The organism is Verrucomicrobia bacterium CG1_02_43_26 (assembly GCA_001872735.1).
In the GTDB taxonomy this organism is placed as follows: domain Bacteria; phylum Verrucomicrobiota; class Verrucomicrobiia; order Opitutales; family CG1-02-43-26; genus CG1-02-43-26.
This window is the reverse complement of sequence record MNWT01000016.1, coordinates 72300-90952: the sequence shown is the minus strand read 5'-3', so window position 1 is coordinate 90952 and position 18653 is coordinate 72300. Positions and strand designations below refer to the sequence as shown.

Annotated in this window: 19 protein-coding genes; 9 read left to right on the top strand and 10 right to left on the bottom strand. The window is 44.3% G+C overall.

From position 1 onward, the window contains the following. The first annotated feature begins 88 nt into the window (after positions 1-88). A complete protein-coding gene (locus AUJ82_06190) occupies positions 89-595 on the top strand; it encodes a hypothetical protein (GenBank protein OIO59355.1) in 507 nt (168 codons plus the stop codon). Here the strand turns inward: AUJ82_06190 and AUJ82_06185 are convergent. Genes AUJ82_06185 through AUJ82_06175 form a run of 3 tightly spaced genes read right to left on the bottom strand, consistent with a single transcriptional unit; the run spans position 567 to position 3067 of the window. After that, complete coding sequence (locus AUJ82_06185) at positions 567-1151, bottom strand: hypothetical protein (protein ID OIO59354.1); 585 nt, start codon at positions 1149-1151, stop codon at positions 567-569. The two genes, AUJ82_06190 and AUJ82_06185, sit on opposite strands and share 29 nt — an antisense overlap. Continuing rightward, entirely contained in the window at positions 1148-2080 is a 933-nt protein-coding gene (locus AUJ82_06180) for a hypothetical protein (protein OIO59353.1), read from the bottom strand. The genes AUJ82_06185 and AUJ82_06180 overlap by 4 nt, the downstream gene beginning before the upstream one ends. A gap of 3 nt (positions 2081-2083) precedes the next feature. Then, entirely contained in the window at positions 2084-3067 is a 984-nt protein-coding gene (locus AUJ82_06175; protein OIO59352.1) for an ATPase, read from the bottom strand. A 156-nt stretch (positions 3068-3223) separates the two neighbouring features. Between AUJ82_06175 and AUJ82_06170 the strand changes: the two genes are divergently transcribed. The 3 genes from AUJ82_06170 (at position 3224) to AUJ82_06160 (ending at position 5193) form a co-directional block, all read left to right on the top strand. Continuing rightward, positions 3224-3955 carry a 4-hydroxy-tetrahydrodipicolinate reductase gene (locus tag AUJ82_06170; protein OIO59351.1) on the top strand — a complete coding sequence of 244 codons (732 nt, stop codon included), beginning with the start codon at positions 3224-3226 and terminating at the stop codon, positions 3953-3955. An 11-nt stretch (positions 3956-3966) separates the two neighbouring features. Next, positions 3967-4578 (top strand): Holliday junction DNA helicase RuvA, encoded by a 612-nt coding sequence (locus AUJ82_06165; protein OIO59350.1) that lies wholly within the window; start codon positions 3967-3969, stop codon positions 4576-4578. Between the two features lie 90 nt (positions 4579-4668). Next, the gene (locus AUJ82_06160; GenBank protein ID OIO59349.1) at positions 4669-5193 is read left to right on the top strand and encodes a hypothetical protein; all 525 of its coding nucleotides are present in this window, start codon (positions 4669-4671) and stop codon (positions 5191-5193) included. Here the strand turns inward: AUJ82_06160 and AUJ82_06155 are convergent. From AUJ82_06155 to AUJ82_06140, 4 genes are all read right to left on the bottom strand, one after another. After that, on the bottom strand, positions 5190-5546 hold the full coding sequence (locus AUJ82_06155; GenBank protein OIO59348.1) for a hypothetical protein: 357 nt from the start codon (positions 5544-5546) through the stop codon (positions 5190-5192). The genes AUJ82_06160 and AUJ82_06155 overlap by 4 nt on opposite strands. A gap of 25 nt (positions 5547-5571) precedes the next feature. Further along, positions 5572-6696 (bottom strand): hypothetical protein, encoded by a 1125-nt coding sequence (locus AUJ82_06150; protein OIO59347.1) that lies wholly within the window; start codon positions 6694-6696, stop codon positions 5572-5574. An 84-nt stretch (positions 6697-6780) separates the two neighbouring features. Beyond that, positions 6781-7767, bottom strand: a complete 987-nt coding sequence (locus tag AUJ82_06145) for a malate dehydrogenase (protein ID OIO59346.1) — start codon at positions 7765-7767, stop codon at positions 6781-6783. Between the two features lie 107 nt (positions 7768-7874). Next, entirely contained in the window at positions 7875-8933 is a 1059-nt protein-coding gene (locus tag AUJ82_06140; protein OIO59345.1) for a 3-deoxy-7-phosphoheptulonate synthase, read from the bottom strand. Between the two features lie 152 nt (positions 8934-9085). Here AUJ82_06140 and AUJ82_06135 point away from each other — a divergent pair, with 152 nt between their 5' ends. Continuing rightward, positions 9086-10039, top strand: coding sequence for a site-specific tyrosine recombinase XerD (locus AUJ82_06135; GenBank protein OIO59344.1), 954 nt, complete (start codon positions 9086-9088; stop codon positions 10037-10039). Between the two features lie 80 nt (positions 10040-10119). Further along, positions 10120-11337 (top strand): hypothetical protein, encoded by a 1218-nt coding sequence (locus tag AUJ82_06130; GenBank protein OIO59343.1) that lies wholly within the window; start codon positions 10120-10122, stop codon positions 11335-11337. Between the two features lie 100 nt (positions 11338-11437). On the opposite strand, the gene AUJ82_06125 is transcribed toward AUJ82_06130, so the two are convergent. Beyond that, a complete protein-coding gene (locus AUJ82_06125; GenBank protein ID OIO59342.1) occupies positions 11438-12085 on the bottom strand; it encodes a superoxide dismutase in 648 nt (215 codons plus the stop codon). 182 nt (positions 12086-12267) lie between these two features. Here AUJ82_06125 and AUJ82_06120 point away from each other — a divergent pair, with 182 nt between their 5' ends. The 3 genes from AUJ82_06120 to AUJ82_06110 all read left to right on the top strand — a co-directional run bounded on the left by AUJ82_06120 (position 12268) and on the right by AUJ82_06110 (position 17168). After that, positions 12268-14529, top strand: coding sequence for a hypothetical protein (locus AUJ82_06120; GenBank protein OIO59341.1), 2262 nt, complete (start codon positions 12268-12270; stop codon positions 14527-14529). A 28-nt stretch (positions 14530-14557) separates the two neighbouring features. Further along, entirely contained in the window at positions 14558-15244 is a 687-nt protein-coding gene (locus tag AUJ82_06115; GenBank protein ID OIO59340.1) for a hypothetical protein, read from the top strand. Positions 15245-15398: 154 nt separating this feature from the next. Further along, entirely contained in the window at positions 15399-17168 is a 1770-nt protein-coding gene (locus AUJ82_06110) for a hypothetical protein (GenBank protein ID OIO59339.1), read from the top strand. A gap of 84 nt (positions 17169-17252) precedes the next feature. On the opposite strand, the gene AUJ82_06105 is transcribed toward AUJ82_06110, so the two are convergent. Together AUJ82_06105 and AUJ82_06100 are read right to left on the bottom strand one after the other, a co-directional pair. Continuing rightward, entirely contained in the window at positions 17253-17465 is a 213-nt protein-coding gene (locus AUJ82_06105; protein ID OIO59424.1) for a hypothetical protein, read from the bottom strand. 62 nt (positions 17466-17527) lie between these two features. Further along, entirely contained in the window at positions 17528-18646 is a 1119-nt protein-coding gene (locus tag AUJ82_06100) for a chromosome partitioning protein (GenBank protein ID OIO59423.1), read from the bottom strand. Between the last annotated feature and the right edge of the window lie 7 nt (positions 18647-18653).

Below are 18653 nucleotides of genomic sequence, written 5' to 3'. Positions count from 1 at the left end.
CTTTAGGGCACGAAACATTTTTAACTTTGCAATGATCATTATCTACGATTAAGCTGTAGAAAGTAGCTACCCTTATCCCTTATTTACTATGAAAACGGAAGTCGGTGAAAACAACGTTCGGACATTGTTGGATGAGGAACGTGTTGATAAGTATTTAATCTTTCGCCTCAATGAGGAGCATTTTGGTATCGGGGTATTGCAGATAAGAGAGATTATCCGTTTACAACCCATTACACGGGTGCCCCATATGCCTAATTACGTGCGAGGCGTTATCAATTTGAGAGGAAAGGTTGTGCCTGTCATTGACTTACGGATGAAGTTTGATTTTAAAGAGGTGGCTGAAACAATGGAAACCTGCATTGTTGTCATTCAAATAGAAGACGAATCTGACCTACCCACGCTTATGGGCATGATCGTGGATGAAGTAGATGAGGTTGTTAATATACCACACGCTGAGGTCAATGAGAACATCGACCTTGGGCAAAGCGTAGATAGCGAATACATCATGGGCATAGCCAAGGTGCGCGGTGAATTGCGAGTATTATTAAAGATAGACTTCCAACGGATTAAGAATAGTCTGGCTTCCAAGTCTTGAGGGCTTTCTGAACGGACTTTTCTTGCTGGTGAAAGACGTATTTTTGTTTTTGCGCATGCTCCAGAAACTTTTTTGCTTTATCTAAAAGTACTTTTTGCTGTTCAGGAGTGAATGCCTGTTTGGCAAACTTCGCCAAGTCACACTGTTGTAAGAACAGAGAGAGGATATCGAGCGTTTCTCCTCTAAATAAAAGTTGCGCGCTCACGTCATGCAGAAACTCTTCTGTTGTGCGCTCAGGTGCGGGAAGAACGTACTCCTTTTCTAAATAGACACGAATGGTATCCGATAACGCGATCGACAACGCATGATCGTTACCGGGAGACATCAATTGCTGAGCCTCATCTAATGCTTTTAAAGCAAGCTCATAAGGTGTCGGTGGTGGAGCATATTGTGCTTTAGCTCTTTTTTGACGCAACCGTTTCAGGTACTTACGAATCAGCCAATAAAAAACAATAAAGAGAAGAACAGCGGTGGCAATGATAGCAGCCCATAGCCAAAGCGGCCAAGGGATCTCCAATGGAGGCAAAATATCATGGATGTCGGTTTGCGCGTTCATCTCTTTTTTATCCTATTTTGCATAAAGAGGCGTAGATCCTTGATATAAGGTCGGCTGGTGGATAAATGGATCGCGCTGAGCCCCTTTTGTTGAAACGTTTTACGAATCGCGCTCAGGCGGTTTCTGTTTAAGTTCGCAAACGTTTGGCTAGCATTCTTGTTATAAGTGTCTATTTGTATAAGCTCACCGGTTTCAGAGTCTTCTAATGAAAGTAGGCCAACTTTGGGGAGTTCGACTTCACGCGGATCAGAGACCGTTATATTGATTAAATCATGTCGATGGTTTGTGATTTCCAGCGCGCGTATCAAGGGATCTTTTTTTTGAAGGTTAAAGGAAGGCAGCTTGCCGTCTTTGTCTTGTAAAAAGTCGCTTATGAGAAAGACAATTGCTTTGCGTTTAGTGACGCGGTTGAGATATTGCAATGCAGCGATAATATCTGTACCGCGTTCCTCCGGTTCAAAGAAAAACATATCGCGGATGATCTGCAAGGCATGTTGTCTGCCTTTCTTCGGGGGAATAAATTTCTCTATCTTGCTGGAAAAAAGGATTAGGCCCACTTTGTCATTATTCCTCGTGGCAGAGAAAGCAAGCACACTAGCGACTTCGGCAGCCAGCTCGCGTTTGCTTTGTTCTGAAGAACCAAAGATGCCGGAAGCACTTAAGTCTATCATGAGAATAATCGTAAGTTCGCGTTCCTCTCTAAACGTTTTTACATGCGGTATATCTGTTTTCGCGGTTACATTCCAGTCAATCGTGCGAACATCATCGCCGGGCACATACTCACGTACTTCCTCAAAATCCATCCCGCGTCCTTTAAAGACGCTATGGTAAGCGCCGGCCATAACATCTGTAACCATGCGGTTAGTGCGTATTTCTACTTGCCGAACTTTGCGCAGAATTTCGCCGGTCTTATTGATATCGTCTGGCATCGCTTAGGGGACAGGGACTGTATCGAGGATTTTCTGTACAATATTTTCGCTAGTCAGGCCTTCTGCTTCCGCCTCGTAGGATATAATCACACGATGGCGCAGTACATCCATGGCGATATTCTTTACATCTTGAGGCGTTACAAACGCTCTGCCATGGAAAAAGGCCCAGGCCTTCGAAGCTAGGGTTAACGCAATGGTTGCCCGTGGCGAAGCACCAAACTGAATCATATTTGCTAGGTTTAGCTTGAAACGCATTGGGTCACGTGTCGTGAAAACAATATCGATGATGTAGTCCTTTATTTTGTTATCAATGTAAATAGAGTCGATTAACTTCCTGGAACGCAAAATTTCCTGAGGGCTGACGACTGAATTGATGGTATAGTCCGGTTTAGTGGAAGCCATCGTGTTCAAGATCTTAAGCTCTTCCTCCTGTGAAGGGTAGTCTATTTTGATCTTAAGCATAAACCGGTCCACCTGAGCTTCAGGAAGCGGGTATGTGCCCTCTTGGTCAATGGGGTTTTCTGTGGCAAGTACCAGAAAAGGCTCCGGCAGGGGGTAGGTAGTATCGCCAATCGTCACCTGTCGCTCTTGCATCGCTTCTAGCAATGCACTTTGGACTTTTGCAGGAGCTCGATTGATTTCATCTGCCAAAATAATGTTAGCGAATATGGGTCCTCTTTTAGTGAAAAACTCGGCTTTTTGCGGGTTGTAAATCAATGTGCCAATAATATCCGCGGGTAGCAGATCCGGCGTGAACTGTATCCTCTGGAAGTGAGCTTGTATGGCCTGAGCAAGCGTGCGAATCGAGAGGGTTTTAGCAAGCCCGGGAACGCCTTCTAATAAAACGTGGCCGTTTGCCAAAAGCCCGACAATTAAGCGGTCCACAAGGTACTTTTGGCCGATGATTACTCGCCCGATTTCTTGCCTAAGGAGTGTCACCCACGCTGAAGCCTCCTTAACTTGTTCGTTCATTTCAGATAGGTTCATAGTCGTCATAAATAAATGAGGGGGATAGTCACCATTTTATACCATGAAGGTGCAATGTCAAACATCGAGGCAGGGTTCTTTATCTGTAAAATTTAATACCCACTAAGGAAAAGGTCTTCCTTGCATATATTGGTATGAGTATTATGGTTATAAAAGATGCTCAAAATATTGCTAAATGGTGCCAAAGGCAGAATGGGAACTGCTATTCAAGAAGTTTCACCGGATTCCGGCATAGCTATAGCCTATTCTATCGAGCGTGGCGGGCATTTAAATATACCGGCTGATCAGGTAGACGTTATTGTTGATTTCAGTACTGTTGAAGGCAGTTTGGCGGTATTGGACTATGCGCTCAAAAATAAAAAACCTATTTTGATCGGAACAACTGGCTTTAACCTAGAACAGCTTCAAGCAATCAAATCTGCAGCTCTCACCATTCCGGTTCTCATGAGCGGCAATTATGCTATCGGAGTAAATGTTTTATTTTATCTCACGGAATTAGCAGCTGAAAAGTTAGGCAAAGCATACCATGCCGAAATTATGGAGATCCACCACGCCCTGAAGGTAGATGCTCCGAGTGGTACCGCCCTTGCATTGGCTGAGACAATCGCAAATGCCCGAGGCAAAACATCACATCTACAATGTGGCCGCGAAGGACTCACCGGCAAACGCACTGAAGATGAAATAGGCCTGCACGCTCTGCGTGGGGGAGATGTTGTAGGAGAACACACCACATATTTTATAGGCCAAGGAGAGCGCTTGGAATTAACCCAGCGTACTTGGGATCGCCTTATTTACGCACGGGGAGCTCTACGTGCGGCCTGTTGGCTAGTCACGCAAAAGGCACCAGGGCTTTATAACATGCGCGATGTATTGAATTTAAATAAATAACTCATTTTTATATGATCGTAACAGTTGAAGGTAAAGTCGTTGAAAGCACACTTGTGCAGGCCATTATAGAGACCGCTAACGGTTTGGGATATGAGGTGAATATGCCCATCTCTACTATGGAAAAGTTGCCTCGTGTGGGGAATAATGTAAAATTGCACACCATTGTCGTCTATCGTGAGGACTCTCAAACGTTGTACGGTTTTTCATCACGCGAGGAACGAGACTTCTTTCGCTTGTTGGTTGAAAAAGTATCCGGTATCGGGCCAAAAATTGCCCTGGGTATTATGAGCAAGCTGTCTGTTGATACTATTAAAAACGCAATTGCTAAAGGCGATGTTGGGCTATTATCAAAATGCCCCGGAATTGGAAAAAAAACAGCCGAACGTTTAGTGCTGGAGTTAAAAGATAAGGTCTTTTCTATAGGCACAACTACGGTTTCCATGTGCACGGGGGAACCCGCTACAGGTGGTGATTCATTCGGCAATGCCGTTCAGGACGCTATTGCCGCTCTGGTAACCTTGGGCTATAAGCTCACTGAAGCTGATAAAGCGGTTCAAAGCGCGGTAAAGACTCTAGGAAAAGAGGCCTTGGCAGAAGAATTGATTCGAAAAGCGCTTGGTTAGGTAAATTGGCACTCTTATTGCTTCTCTAGGAATTGGATGCGTTTACAGTGTAGGCGTGATGAGATAACCCTATAGGAGAATACTTGCCCCATGAACCCTTTGTTAATTACCGGACTCTTCTCGCTTGGAAAAGCTTTAGTCAATAACCTGTCAGCACCCAAGGCTCCTGAGGTAACTCCCAAGGAGTCTTTTGAGCAAGCTATGAAAGTCCGAAACAGCGGTAAGCTTCCCAATGAGTTAAGTACCTATTTAATGGAGAATAATGTGAGTAACGTAGATGATATTAATAATTTGAAAAAAAATCTCTCAAATGAGCTCATCAATCACCCCGATGTACAGGCTATGATATCTGGCACCGGCGCTTCATCCGCAGTCACTCTGGAATACAGGGATGGTTATTATATGTTACGCTCCGAAGACGGCAAAGTCACTACCTTGCCGATGGGAAGCGATGCCATCAAGCTCGCTAAAAGAGTTCAACAATTAAACCAACTGGGCACCGCCTCTGGAGCAGAAGAAGGAATGCCGCTCTACGACCTCTCTGAAAAAGTAGGCTCGCAAAAACCGGTTAATTCAAATTGGTTAATTCGGGATACCGCCGGTATGATCGTTTAACTTGAATATTGGCTTCGTTCGTCTGAAGCATCAAGCATAGTGATCTTCATCTGTTGATCAATTCTGGTATAACTGAGCAGCTGCAAAATCGTTGAACTGGCAATCACGATTTCAATGTCACATGGCCTGTTCTTCACTTTTCTTTGAACATTGATCAACACATTGATGCCCAGCGAATCTATAATTTCCGCACGCGTAAGATCGATTTTCAAATGATTCCATTTGTTTTGCCAGACATTCTTCGTCTCTACTATTTGAATAATAGAGGCCTGTACTTCGCTGGCGTTTGTACTGGAGATATCTCCAGGGATGGAAATGGTGAGGGTTTCATTCTCGATTCGATAATCTAACATAAAAAGGTGCCGAAATTTGGGTCGGTTAAATTTTATCTAAGTGGAAAGATAATAGCAGGCAACTTCCATTGTTGCTAAATTCAACCCAAGAAGCAAGGCTTTTGATGATGATCAGTCCGAGAGGAACGTGATCTTCCAATCCTCTAGCCAGCTGCAATGAAGGCGAATCAGGATCAAATCCTGTACCCTCATCTTGGATACGTACGAAAATTGAATTCATATCCGCGGAAATACACATTTGCATACTGCTGAAAAGATAATTTTGGAGGGAGCAGCCGTGTGACAACGCATTTAATATAGCCTCCCGCGTGCACAGCAGAATCTTATTGAGTTTCTCTTTGTGCAAACTCGGTAGAATCGCCTGAATGCTCTTTCGCCACGTTGCTTGAAACATATCTATATCATCTTTTGTATTTCCTGCGTAATTCGCTTCAAACAGAGGCAACGTGCTCACCTTCATATCTAATTTTGGCCACGAGATTTTTATTAATAAAATATCATCCGGTTGCTCTTTTAGAAAAGGGGTATCGCTTTCATCTTTTGTTTGCAGGAGGAGAATTGCAAGCGAAAGGGGGTGTATATCCATCTTCCGCGCATGGCTTATAAGGCCGTTACTCCAAAGATACAAGATCCCTTCGGCTGGAAATGTTGTGCTGTGCGCGTAGGGCTCAAAGGGGTCAAACCATCCCATTGGCATGGAAGCATTCCCTAGGTTCACCATCGGTGCCATATGGCTTGTGTGCAGGGTGGGTGAGGGAAAGCCGCTGGAAAGTAATTGTATAGAATTGCTTGCTAAATCAAATGTAATAAAGGAAGCAGCTAATGAGGTGATTGATGCGGATAAATCACCCTCGTGGTTATTGTTCCATTGCGTTGCCAGATATTCATTAAATGATTTGCAAACGGCAAGGGGGGAGATGCCCTCCTCTTGTATCTTTTCTATAAGATTATGGAAGCGCGCTGCAACTTGGATGGATTCAGGGCTGTGTCCGGAAACGTCTCCCGCAACGACCATGTATCTATTTTCCTGCAGGGGTATGCATTTAACGAAATCCGTACTATTATCATGAACCGGATGAAAAACCGTATCGATGCTCAATGGCAAGTCAACGGGGATAATCGTAGAAAGGTTTTGATAAGAGGGAACCATCAATAGTCCCCTTTTATAAAACGAAAACTGAAAAACGTCAACCCACTAGTTGTCCCCAAACCTTTTGAGGCAGAATGAGTAATGTTAACCGAGCAAGCTATCTACCAGGGCTCTTTCTTCAGAAAGCTCTTTCAATGAGGCCTGAATTTTCTCATGGCTAAACGCATTGATATCTAGATTCTGCACAATTTCCCATTCGTTGCCGTCAGAACGAATCGGCATTGAGGTGATCAAGCCTTCTGGGAAATTATAGCTGCCATCACAGAAAACCGCTACACTGTTCCAATCACCTTCAGGCGTTGGATAAACCAGCGAGCGTACGGTATCTATAGCGGCATTTGCGGCAGAGGCAGCAGAGGATAGCCCTCTCGCCTTGATAATCGCAGCTCCTCTTTGCTGAACCGTGGGAATGAAGGTGTTCTTTAACCACGCATCATCACCTATGACTTCATGCGCGGGTTTCCCGTTAATATGGGCGTTATAAAAATCAGGATACTGGGTAGCAGAGTGGTTGCCCCAAATCGTCATCCGCGAAATAGCGGTTACAGGCACACCTGCTTTTTGGGCCAGTTGCGCTTTTGCTCTATTTTCGTCTAAACGGGTCATCGCAAACCAACGGTTAGTCGGTATGTCATGAGCATTATGAAGAGCGATTAAGCAATTTGTGTTGCAGGGGTTTCCGACAACTAAAATTCGCACATCAGAAGCGGCATTGTCACTAATCGCTTTTCCTTGAGAGACAAATATTTTGCCGTTAATGCCTAACAGTTCTTGGCGTTCCATACCGGCTTTGCGAGGAACACTGCCCACTAAAAGAACCCAATTCACATCTTTAAAGCCAACGTTAAGATCAGATGTTGCCACTATGCTATCCAATAAGGGGAACGCACAGTCGTCTAGTTCCATGACAACGCCTTGAAGGGCATCCATTGCCTGTGGAATCTCAATGAGGTGAAGGGATACCGGTTGATCCGGGCCAAAAAGCCCACCGGAAGCAATCCTGAAAAGGAGGGAGTAACCAATTTGACCGGCAGCGCCGGTAATCGCAATTTTAATAGGTTTTTTTGTCATGAAAAGTAAAACGCAAGGTTCTCTATCTTAAAATTAATGGTAATGATTAAGTTAAACTCACAAATCGAATGAGTGGAAGCGAAAAGTGATTTTGCTTTTAAATATTTCTAAGCGGAAAAATGAGGCTTAAGAGCATCATAGGCCTCAAGAATCAATTCTTCCGTCTCTTCCCAACCCAAACAAGCATCGGTAATGGATAATCCATAGGTAAGGTGCTCAATCGGCTGGGGAAAGGCTTGTTTGCCGGCTTTCAGATTGCTTTCTAGCATAATGCCAATAATGGTATGGTTGCCGTCAATAATTTGCTCAATCATGTTTCTGAAGACTGCCTTTTGCTTATCATTGCTTTTGCTGCTGTTGTCGTGGCTGCAATCAACCATAATGGCCGGTTTCAACCCGCTCTCATCCAACAGTTCCGCAGTATGAACAACGTGTTCGTTGGCGTAATTAGGCCCACTTTTACCGCCGCGTAGAATGATGTGGCAATTCGGGTTGCCTTTGGTGCGCACTGCGGATGCTTGACCTTCTTCATCAATACCGAGAAAGCTTTGGGGCTGTCCTGCTGCTTTAAGTGCGTTGATCGCGGCAGACACACTGCCGTCTATCGCATTTTTAAAGCCAATGGGCATGGATAAACCGGATGCCATCTGGCGGTGCGTTTGGGATTCTGTTGTTCTTGCTCCAATGGATGCCCAAGAGGTGAGGTCCGCAATATACTGAGGTGTGATGGGATCCAGAAATTCCGTTCCTGTAGGCAGTTTTAGCAGGCAAACCATTTTTAAAAAGTTACGCGCAATACTGAGGCCTTCTTTTATGTTAGATGAACCGTCCAAGTGTGGATCTAAAATAAGGCCTTTCCAGCCAATCGAGGTGCGTGGTTTTTCAAAATAGGTTCGCATCACAATAAAGATGCGGTCGGATACTTTTTCCGCAAGCTTGGCAAGCTTTTCAGCGTACTCTAGCCCACCTTCAATATCGTGTATAGAGCAGGGTCCAACCACGATCAATATGCGTTTGTCGTTCCCGAATATAATGTCGTGAATAGCGTTACGGCTTTCGTCTATAAAGTCTTCATCGCTGGATGAACGGGGTATTTCTTGCATCAGCTCTTTCGGCGTGGGTAGAGCTGTGATGTCAAGGAGGTTCGTGTTGCTGATTTTTTTCATATTATTATTGTATACCTTTAATCTTTATTAAGACGGAAAGTCAATCGATAGAAAAGCAAAAAGCTTTTAGGCTATATAGCATTTGGCCTGAAATTAAATTTTATAGGTTTTTGTTTTGGAATTCCAATTCACTTGCGTTTAAATTTGTGTTGATGGATGAGATTCTTGAAAAACCGCTTTTGCCGGAAACGCTTTTGGAGCCGATTGGCCAGTTTTTAGCCTATATTACTCTGGAACAGGGGCTTGCAAATAATACATGCGATAGTTATGAGAGTGATCTCTCCCAATGTGCTCATTTCTTATCTAAACGAGGGAAAATGGACTGGAGAACTGTCGAGCACGAGGATATCTCTATGTGGCTGTGCGTATTAACCGAAAGAGGCTACACGGTCAGTACTCTCAGTCGCAAGCTTTCTGCCTTACGTATGTTTGCGCTTTATTTATATAAAGAGGGTGCCCGGGGGGATAATTTTACGGAACTCTTTCAAGGGCCCAAGCGCGTGCGTAGGTTGCCAAATGTGCTCACGGTTCAGGAGGTAGAGGCATTAATCGAATCACCGGACCTCCATAGCCTTCAGGGAATCAGAGATAGAGCCATGCTAGAGCTCTTATACAGCAGCGGGCTGCGTGTTTCTGAGCTATGCGGCTTACTCTTGCAATCAGTGGATATGGATGACGGCTTTTTACGGGTCTACGGCAAAGGCGCTAAAGAGCGGGTTGTACCTGTTGGTAAAATGGCTTTAGAGGCACTGGCGAACTATTTAACGTCTAGCCGGCCTGCGTTTGTGAAAACAAAAACAGGGAGCGAATTATTTTTGAGCAGGCTAGGGGTGGCCATATCTCGCAAGACTGTATGGCTTATACTGAAGAAATATGCGACATTAGCGGGTATCAAAAAGAATGTTAAACCGCACTTACTGCGCCACTCTTTTGCGACCCATATCCTGGCCAATGGGGGAGACCTAAGGGTCATACAAGAAATGCTCGGCCACGCGGATATTTCTACCACGGAAATCTACACAAGTGTCGAAGCCGGGCGTACGCTGTCAGAACACGAGCGTTGCCACCCACGTGCCAAGCAGATGGATGGGCAGGAGTTTGTTTAGGAAAAAACCACTTAGTCTGTTTGTTTTGTTTTCTGCTTAATTATTGACTTTTTGTTGTTTCTTTTACACACTCTTAGCTTGTGGTAAATAATTATAGCAATATACGTATACCTACTAGGAGTTTAGGTTTATCTGTTAATAATAAAAATGATTTTGATGAACTAAAGTTAGTTCGTGAAGTAAGCCAAAAGGGCTTAAAGGGTAAATACCTTGCTTTGGCTGTAGCCCTTATTGAACAGGGAATGCCGCTGGAAGTATTAGATAATGAAGATAATAAGAAAGATTTTACAGCTTTTGTAGACAAGCACTCCAGGGAGGAGTTCCTGCTATGTGCGAAAGCTATCCGTAAATTTGGTATTGATACCCTTGCGGAACTTTTTAAGTGCGAGCCTGGTAAGTATACGGAGGAGGATGTAAAGCGTTGTAAGGGGAAAGAAAGTTTTCTACAATGCTTTAGCCAAAGTGTTTGGCAGTCTTTTGGTAGATCCATTGAGCAGGTTACAGAATATTTGCCATTCGGGATGGGAATGCTACCTGTGGTTAAATTAGTAGAATATATGGGAAATTATACGGAAAATTATTGCGAGTATAACAGTGACTGTAATCTATTGGTAAACACTGCTCAGGCTGTATCCGAAATGGCAAAGCTATCAAATTTTGATGTTATAGTGGATTTCGATCAGTTGGAGTTCTGTCCTGTATTGAAACTACCCAAGTCTCTAATGTTAAACAATACCATTCGAGTTTTGAGTCATAATTGTGAGGATTATCCTGAAGCATTTGCTGTGGTACAATCTAATATTATAGGGCTTAAGCAATCAATATTTGAAAGCTATTGTGTAACTAACATTGCAAGTGGGGCTCACGAACTCGGACATATCATACAACAGCAGTCATTTTTGCTGCGTTGGCCTCAGATATTGAGTGTTGCGAACTTGGTAGCAGGTAATTTTCCTTCATATTTAACTTTAGTTTCATTTTTGTTACATCCATTTTTTGAGGGTAAAGAAACTAAATTGTCTTACCTATATCAAGTGAACTACTGCTTGCAACAGATTATGTTTTTTTCAGCAACGATGGGCCTAACGAGTGAATTTTTAGCAAGCGCTATTGGATTAAATCTCATGAGCAAAACGGGTCTTAGAAGCAACAACGGAGTGCTTTACTCCCCAGAGTTGCTTTCTTTGGCAGTTGCTTTTGGAACTTACGCATTTGCATTAGGGGGCAGTTATCTTCGATATCGGCACGCAAAATGGATGAATGAGACGGTAAAGAGCCCTTCGGCTAAACAGGAGTAAACTAATCTCAATCCTATGTGGATAATTTTATAAAAAAAAGCCCAGGCAACTATTGTCTGGGCTTTTTTTGTTTTAAATAATTAAAAACGTTAGTCACCAATTAGTGATGGCAACTGCACTGAGTTGCGTGCTTGTAGTTTTCTTCAACTTTTTGCCAATCTAGCACATCCCAGAATGCCTTAACATAATCCGCCCGACGGTTCTGGTAGTTTAAGTAATAAGCATGCTCCCAGACATCGAGTCCCATAATAGGTTTTCCGGGGCAATCTACAAAGCCTTTCATGCAAGGGTTATCTTGATTTGGTGTAGAACAGATGCACATAGAGCCATCTTCTTTAATGCACAACCAAGCCCAACCGCTTCCAAAGCGTGTCATAGCAGCTTGAGCGAATTTTTCTTTAAACGCATCAAAGCTGTCGAAGGTCTTTTTGATCTCTTCAGCAATATGGCCTTTAGGCTCACCGCCACCGGACTTGGATAACAGCTCCCAGAACATAGAATGGTTCGCGTGGCCGCCGCCATTATTGCGAACCGCGGTGCGGATCTTTTCTGGAACTTTGTCCAATGTCGCGCATAGTTCAAACGGGCATTCAGGTGCTTTAAATTCAGGTGTTGATTGTAACGCCTTGTTCAGGTTATCAACATAAGCAGCATGGTGCTTGGTATAATGGATCTCCATTGTCTTTGCGTCAATATGTGGCTCTAGTGCGTTATAGTCGTACGCTAGCTTAGGTAGTTTGTAAGTCATAATGTTTCAGTGTTAAATGTGCTAAGACTTTTATAGGTCTCATGTCATCAAGGGGTCAATGGTAAAAACCGCATCCCTTGCTGAGATAACAAAAGCCTTGCGTTCAGGGTGTATACGTTTTACAATTTTTTAATAGAACAGCTTGTATAAAAGTCCCCCCAACACACTTCCTTTGATATTTAATGGATGCCCCGACTTCATTATCCTCTGACATTCGTAAAGCGCTTTTACTGAAGGTTATTTCCAAACCTCAGCCTAAGCGTGAGGATGTTAATTCTGTTATCGAATTAACTTCAAGTAAGGTTGTTGATGCATTACATGCTCAGTCAATGACGTTTTATGTGATCGAGGGAAATAGCGCCGTCTTTAAGAATGTTTATTATTCTCCCACATTGTGGAAGGATAACCCGGAACTTGAGGAATTCTTTAAGAAAAAGAAAGAAGAACTCATCGATACCAAAATCTCAGCCAGTGAGGGGGTTGTCGGTAAGGTCGTACAGACTGGGGAGCCTGCATTCTATTCGGCATCTAATAAGCAGACAAGGCCCATGGTTAAACTTTTTCAAGACACTGGTTTTGATGTTAAATCCATGCTCACCGTCCCGCTCAAAGCCAGTAAGGTAATCGGTGCTATCCAGGTACTCAATAAAGAGCCTGGCATAGACAATACGGGCGAATTTAATGAAAGTGATTTACTCGTTCTTCAGGAGGTAGCGGAATATTCAGCCGTACTGCTTCAGCGTATGCTGGATCCCAACTTCCACTTAAGTGATAAGGATACCGCCAAGTTTATTTCTCGTTTCACGAACGAAGAACTCGTTACAGACGTAACTAATTTACCGATCGATACAAAATTACTCGAAATGATCGGTTCCCATGTGGTCAGCCACGATGGTATCTTCCCTTATAGGAAAACAGGTCCTTCCAGTGTTGCGGTTCTCATGACGAATCCCTTGGACTACTTGCGCCGGGAGCAGTTCACCAAGGATACGGACTTAGTGGTAGACGAGGTCGCCGTTGCTCCTGCTTCCTTAATTGATCGCCTCCTCAAACAATACTTTAAGGATAGTAAAGACAAGGGTACAGATGTCGAGACTACAGGCGACATGGCTGAAATCGCAGATGTCATCGGTACGGAATACGCGGGCGCGGGCGAAAAAAATAAATCCAGTGCTTTTGAAAGTGAGGATTCCGCCCCGGTTATTCAGCTAGCTAATCGAATCATCGAAGACGCCTACGTCTGCGGTGCCAGTGATATTCACATCGAACCCCATGAGCACACTGTCGTTGTTCGCTACCGCGTTGACGGGCGTTGCCAAGAAAAACTGAGTTTGCCGTACGCCGTTTCCGGTGCCCTCGTAGCCAGAATTAAGGTGATGTGCGACCTCGATATCGCCGAAAAGCGTTTACCGCAAGATGGTCGTATCGTCTTTAAAAAATTCACCAAGAAAAATATCGATATCGACTTACGGGTTGCAACCGCCCGTACAAACTTCGGTGAAAAAGTGGTCCTGCGTATTCTCGACAAAAATACAGCGGCCATGCCTATCACCGTACTTGGTTTCTCTGAAGAAAATTTGGAAAAATATCGTAAAACGATTCGCCAACCTTACGGCATGATCCTGCACTGCGGGCCAACCGGCTCCGGTAAGTCTATGACGTTGTTCTCCGCTTTAAGAGAAGTGGCTCGCCCCGAAATTAACGTGCAGACGGCCGAAGACCCTATCGAGTACACCATTCCCGGCATTAACCAAATGCAAATGCAACCCACTATCGGCCTGACTTTTGCGCGCGCCCTTCGCGCCTTCTTACGTATGGACCCAGATATCATACTCGTGGGCGAAATTCGAGACCGCGAAACAGCTGCCATCGCCGTAGAAGCCGCGCTCACAGGACACCTTCTGCTCAGCACACTGCACACCAATGATGCTCCTAGTACCGTGGCTCGTTTTACTGATATGGGCGTCGAGCCTTTTATGATTTCCGCATCATTGTTGATCATTTGCGCCCAACGTTTGATTCGCCGATTGTGCAAAAACTGCAAAGTGGCGTACGAAGCAAATGCCGCTGATACCGAATTCCTGATGCGCGCCATCGGCTGGAGTGGTGAAGTTTTTAAATCAAGTGACACCGGTTGCCCTATGTGTGGTGGCCAAGGCTATAAAGGGCGAATTGGTGTCCACGAACTCATGGTCAATACCGATGAACTAACCCGTGCCATTAACGCAGGTGCCGAATCTGCTACTTTAAAAAGAATTGCTGTCCAAGAGGGTATGAAGACCCTTCACCAAGACAGTATGCTGAAGGTAAAGGATGGCATAACGAGTGTATTTGAAGCAATCAGTATTGCTCCGCCGGACATGTTAACTGCTGACGAAATTAGGGAACTGGATCGAAAGGCAGGATCTGGAAATACGAGTCCTCCTATCCCCCCTCAAGTCTAAAAATCTTACTTTAAACATTACCGCACCTATGAAGTTTTGTACCTGTCTTCTTAAAAAGAAATTATTTTGCGCAGGGGTTATTTTCCCCGCGGTTATTATTGTAATCCTTTTTGCCGTGCTTTACCGGTTATCAAACAAGAATGTAGTAAGCAGCTCCATCGAAAGGGCACGAGCCATTTGTATGAGTGCGGAGCTTATTTCCTCAGATGTGGAAAAAAAGTGGAAGGATGGCATATACTCTGTTGATACCTTAGAGCATTGGGTGCAAGCAGGTGATCTCAAAAAAGTTCTCAGGGTCGCCCCTATTCTTGGAGCTTCCCTCACAATCAAAGAAGAATCAAAAAACAAGGGCTATACTTTTAGAGTAACCGGTTTCGAAGGCATGAACGGAAGCCAGAAGCCAGATGCAATTGCCCAAAAAGCCCTTGCCTATATGTCCCAAAATAATAAGGACGAATATTACGAAGTTGATAAACAACACAAACAACTCCGCTACTTTCGATCCATCAGGACATCTGAAATGTGCTTCAATTGTCACGGTAATACAACGGTATCTAAAATGTTGAGGGCAAGCCATACCAGCGAAGATGTTGTTGGTATTCGTCTGGAAAAATGGAAGGATGGTGGGCGCCACGGAGCCTACGAGGTCGTCCAACCTCTCGAGAATCTTAATACTTATAGAAATATGTTAGATACAGTATCCGCTGTATTCTGAAAACGGAATTGTATCTGTTTTTTAATTACATGCTCTCAAAAAAGAACCATGTTCTCATGCCTTTTGGGTTCATTCTATTTACTTGAATTTCGGACGCTTGAAGTGTTATAGTAATGACGTTACCCACCCCTAAATTCAAAATCGGACTGCTTTAATGAAACTAAGTGATTGGCCCTTGTGGATGAAATTATTCGTCGCCGGTATCGTTTTACCTATACTCATGGTACTCGTTCTTTTCGGAATGTATTATAAGACGGCTAAGGAAAACGCCGTTTCAAACTCCGTGGAAAAAGTGCGCGCGATCGCCCTGACCGCAGAGTCCATTTCCTTAGAGTCGCAAGCTATGTGGGAGGCCGGTATCTATTCCATGGATAAGCTACAAGAGTGGGCCAAAGCAGGCGATATGGAGAAGGTCTTAATGGTCTCTCCCGTTGTGGGTGCCGTGCAGGCTGTCCTGAAACAAGCAAAAGAAGGTGCCTATAAGTTTAAAATCGCAAGCCTCGATGCTACTCTTGGAAAAACAGAGCCGGATTCCGTAGAGCTTCGTGCGCTTAATTATATGGAGCAAAATGATACCGATGAATACTACGAAGTCGATAAGCGCTCTAATTCAGTTCGGTTTTTTAAATCTATAAAGATCGTTGATTCTTGTTTAACCTGCCACGGAAGTTCCCCGGCAGCTAACGAGTTATGGAAAAATATCCATGGTAATGATATCGATGCTCAAAATATGCAACAGTGGAAAGCAGGTGAGAAACATGCTGCCTTTGAGGTGATTCAGTCACTCGATGCTGCCGATGCCCAAGTGGCTTCGGGTGTTAGAATGGCTTCGCTCGTAGTGGCATTCTCGGTCGTTGTATTTGGCATCATATTCTGGCGCACAGCTTCTGGCATGTTAAGGCCGCTCGATGCCGTTAAAAACGCATTAACAGAACTTTCTAAGGGTAACCTCACTCAAGAACTTACCGTTGCTCGCGGAGACGAAATAGGTCAAATCGCATCTTCTGTCAATGAAACCGCCTGCCAACTTAATAATATCATGAGGCACTTGGCTAATAGTTCACAGAGCTTGTTTGTTGCAATGGATGAAATTTATGACCATTCCTCAAGCAATTCTCTCGGTGCGGAAACCATGAAAGAAAACGCTTTGCAGGTAGCCCACTCAGGGGAACAACTTTCCTCCAATATTTCTAAGGTCACATCTTCCGCAAGGGTTATTTCAGACACCGCCAATCGCGTTGCTTCCACAATTGATAGAATGAATGGTATGATAGATGAGATTGCCAAAAACTGCTCCGAAGAGGAACGTATATCTCAGCAGGCAAACTCTCAAGCCAAACAAACTCGTCTGCTCATGGTTAAGTTGGGCGATTCCGCTCGCGAAATCGGTCATGTTACAGAGGTGATTAAAAGTATCGCCGATCAAACAAATCTCCTCGCGCTCAATGCCGCTATTGAAGCAGCTAGCGCCGGTGATGCCGGGAAGGGTTTTGCTGTTGTTGCAAACGAGGTTAAAGAACTCGCTCGCCAAAGCGCAAAGGCCAGTGAGCAAATTTCAGCCCAAATGAATGGCGTGCAAAAGGATGTCCAGGTTGTCATTGAAGCCATCGAGTCCATTTCTGTTATCATAAACAAAGTCGTATCGATCGCTACATCTGTTTCAGAGGCCGTCGGAAAGCAGTCCGTCGCGACAAAAGAAATCTCTACTTCAATCAGTGAGGTGTCTCGTGGTACCAACGATATCTCCCTTAATATCCAGGAATTCGCTCGTGGCGCAGATGAAGTGTCTCAGAAAATTCAAACCATTAGTACAGATGCCGGCCTCTCGGCGAACCGTGCTAAGGAAGTCAGCCAGTACGCTAAAAATTTATCTGCATGCGCCAAAGAGCTCCAGGAGGTCGTAGGGCGTTTCCGTCTCAGGTAATCGTATCCGTTTTCATAGTACACAAAAAAACCAGGTGTAAGACCTGGTTTTTTTATGCTCACGCAAATAAAATTTTTAGAACCTTTAATGGGCTTTTCGCAGCTTAGCTTGCTTACGCCAATATGCCCGCCAATCATTACGATGGTTCTTTACCCACTCAAGTAAAGCGCGATCAAATCCAATATCATGTCCTCGCTTTTCAGACTCTATCCACTTGTGGCGCCAGATCTCATCTCGCTCTGCTAGTACTTCTTGTAGGAGGGTAGATTCATTTAAAAAAACGTTGCTATTGATCATGTTTCCTGTGTTCGGTTTGTTATTCTGCGGATCCATAAAAAACATTGTTGGGGTATTTATTATTATATTTTTTGGAGTAGAGGTGAATTTTCTATGAGTTTTTTGTCATTGTCAAACGAGCAAATGCACTTTTTTGCAATTTCTTTAAAGCGTTTAGCAGAATGGCTTTCCGGGTGGCTAATGACTACCGGAATACCTCTGTCGCCACCTTCGCGAATAAGTGAGTCTAGGGGCATCTCTCCTAGGAATGGGACTTCTAGCGTACTCGCAGAACGGGCTCCGCCACCTTCTCCAAAGATGTAGTTTTTGTATCCAGTGTCTGAATTTTCTAGATAGCTCATATTTTCCACGACTCCGATTATTTTTGTGTCAATTTTCTCAAACATTTTGGCTCCTCGAGTAGCCACGTTTACCGCAACTTGCTGTGGTGTTGTCACAACTATAGCGCCGGAAAGGGGGATCGTTTGTACTAGAGTGAGTTGTGCGTCTCCCGTGCCAGGGGGAAGGTCAATCACAAGTACTTCCAGTTCTCCCCAGTTCACGTCGTTGACGAATTGCTGGATCGCTTTGTTAACCATCGGCCCACGCCATATCACAGGCGCATCTTTGTCGATCAAGAACCCCATAGACATTACATGAACGCCAAAACTCTCTACTGGGATAATCCGATCGCCCTCAATCTCAGGTCTGGAGTTTGCTCCAATCATTGTAGGTGTAGAGGGGCCGTAAATATCACAGTCCAGTAACCCTACGGCGGATGGTTTGCCTTGCTCGGCGAAGATCTGTTCAAAGGCACAAGCCAGGTTCACCGCAAAGGTGGATTTGCCAACGCCTCCCTTGCCGCTTGAAACCGCAATCGTATACTTCACTTTTTCCAGGCTTTTGGGCAATTCAGGTCGAAAGCGTTTGTCAGCATTCTCGCGGCTCGTTTCTTGCGGGTTTGTTACTTTAATGTTCACAACGCACGTTTTAATAGCGGTCGCTTCACAAATTTTTGCCTCTATTTCTTTTCGTAATAGGGTAGGGATGCGTTCATCAGTCGTAGTGATCGAAAGATCAATTACGGCTCTATCCCCTTCATTTTCAATGTTTTTCACAAACCCAAAGGAAAGGATATCGCGGGAAAAACCAGGGTACTTAATCGTGGAAAGGACGTTTTTTATGGAATCGATGTTGCTCATTTTATTT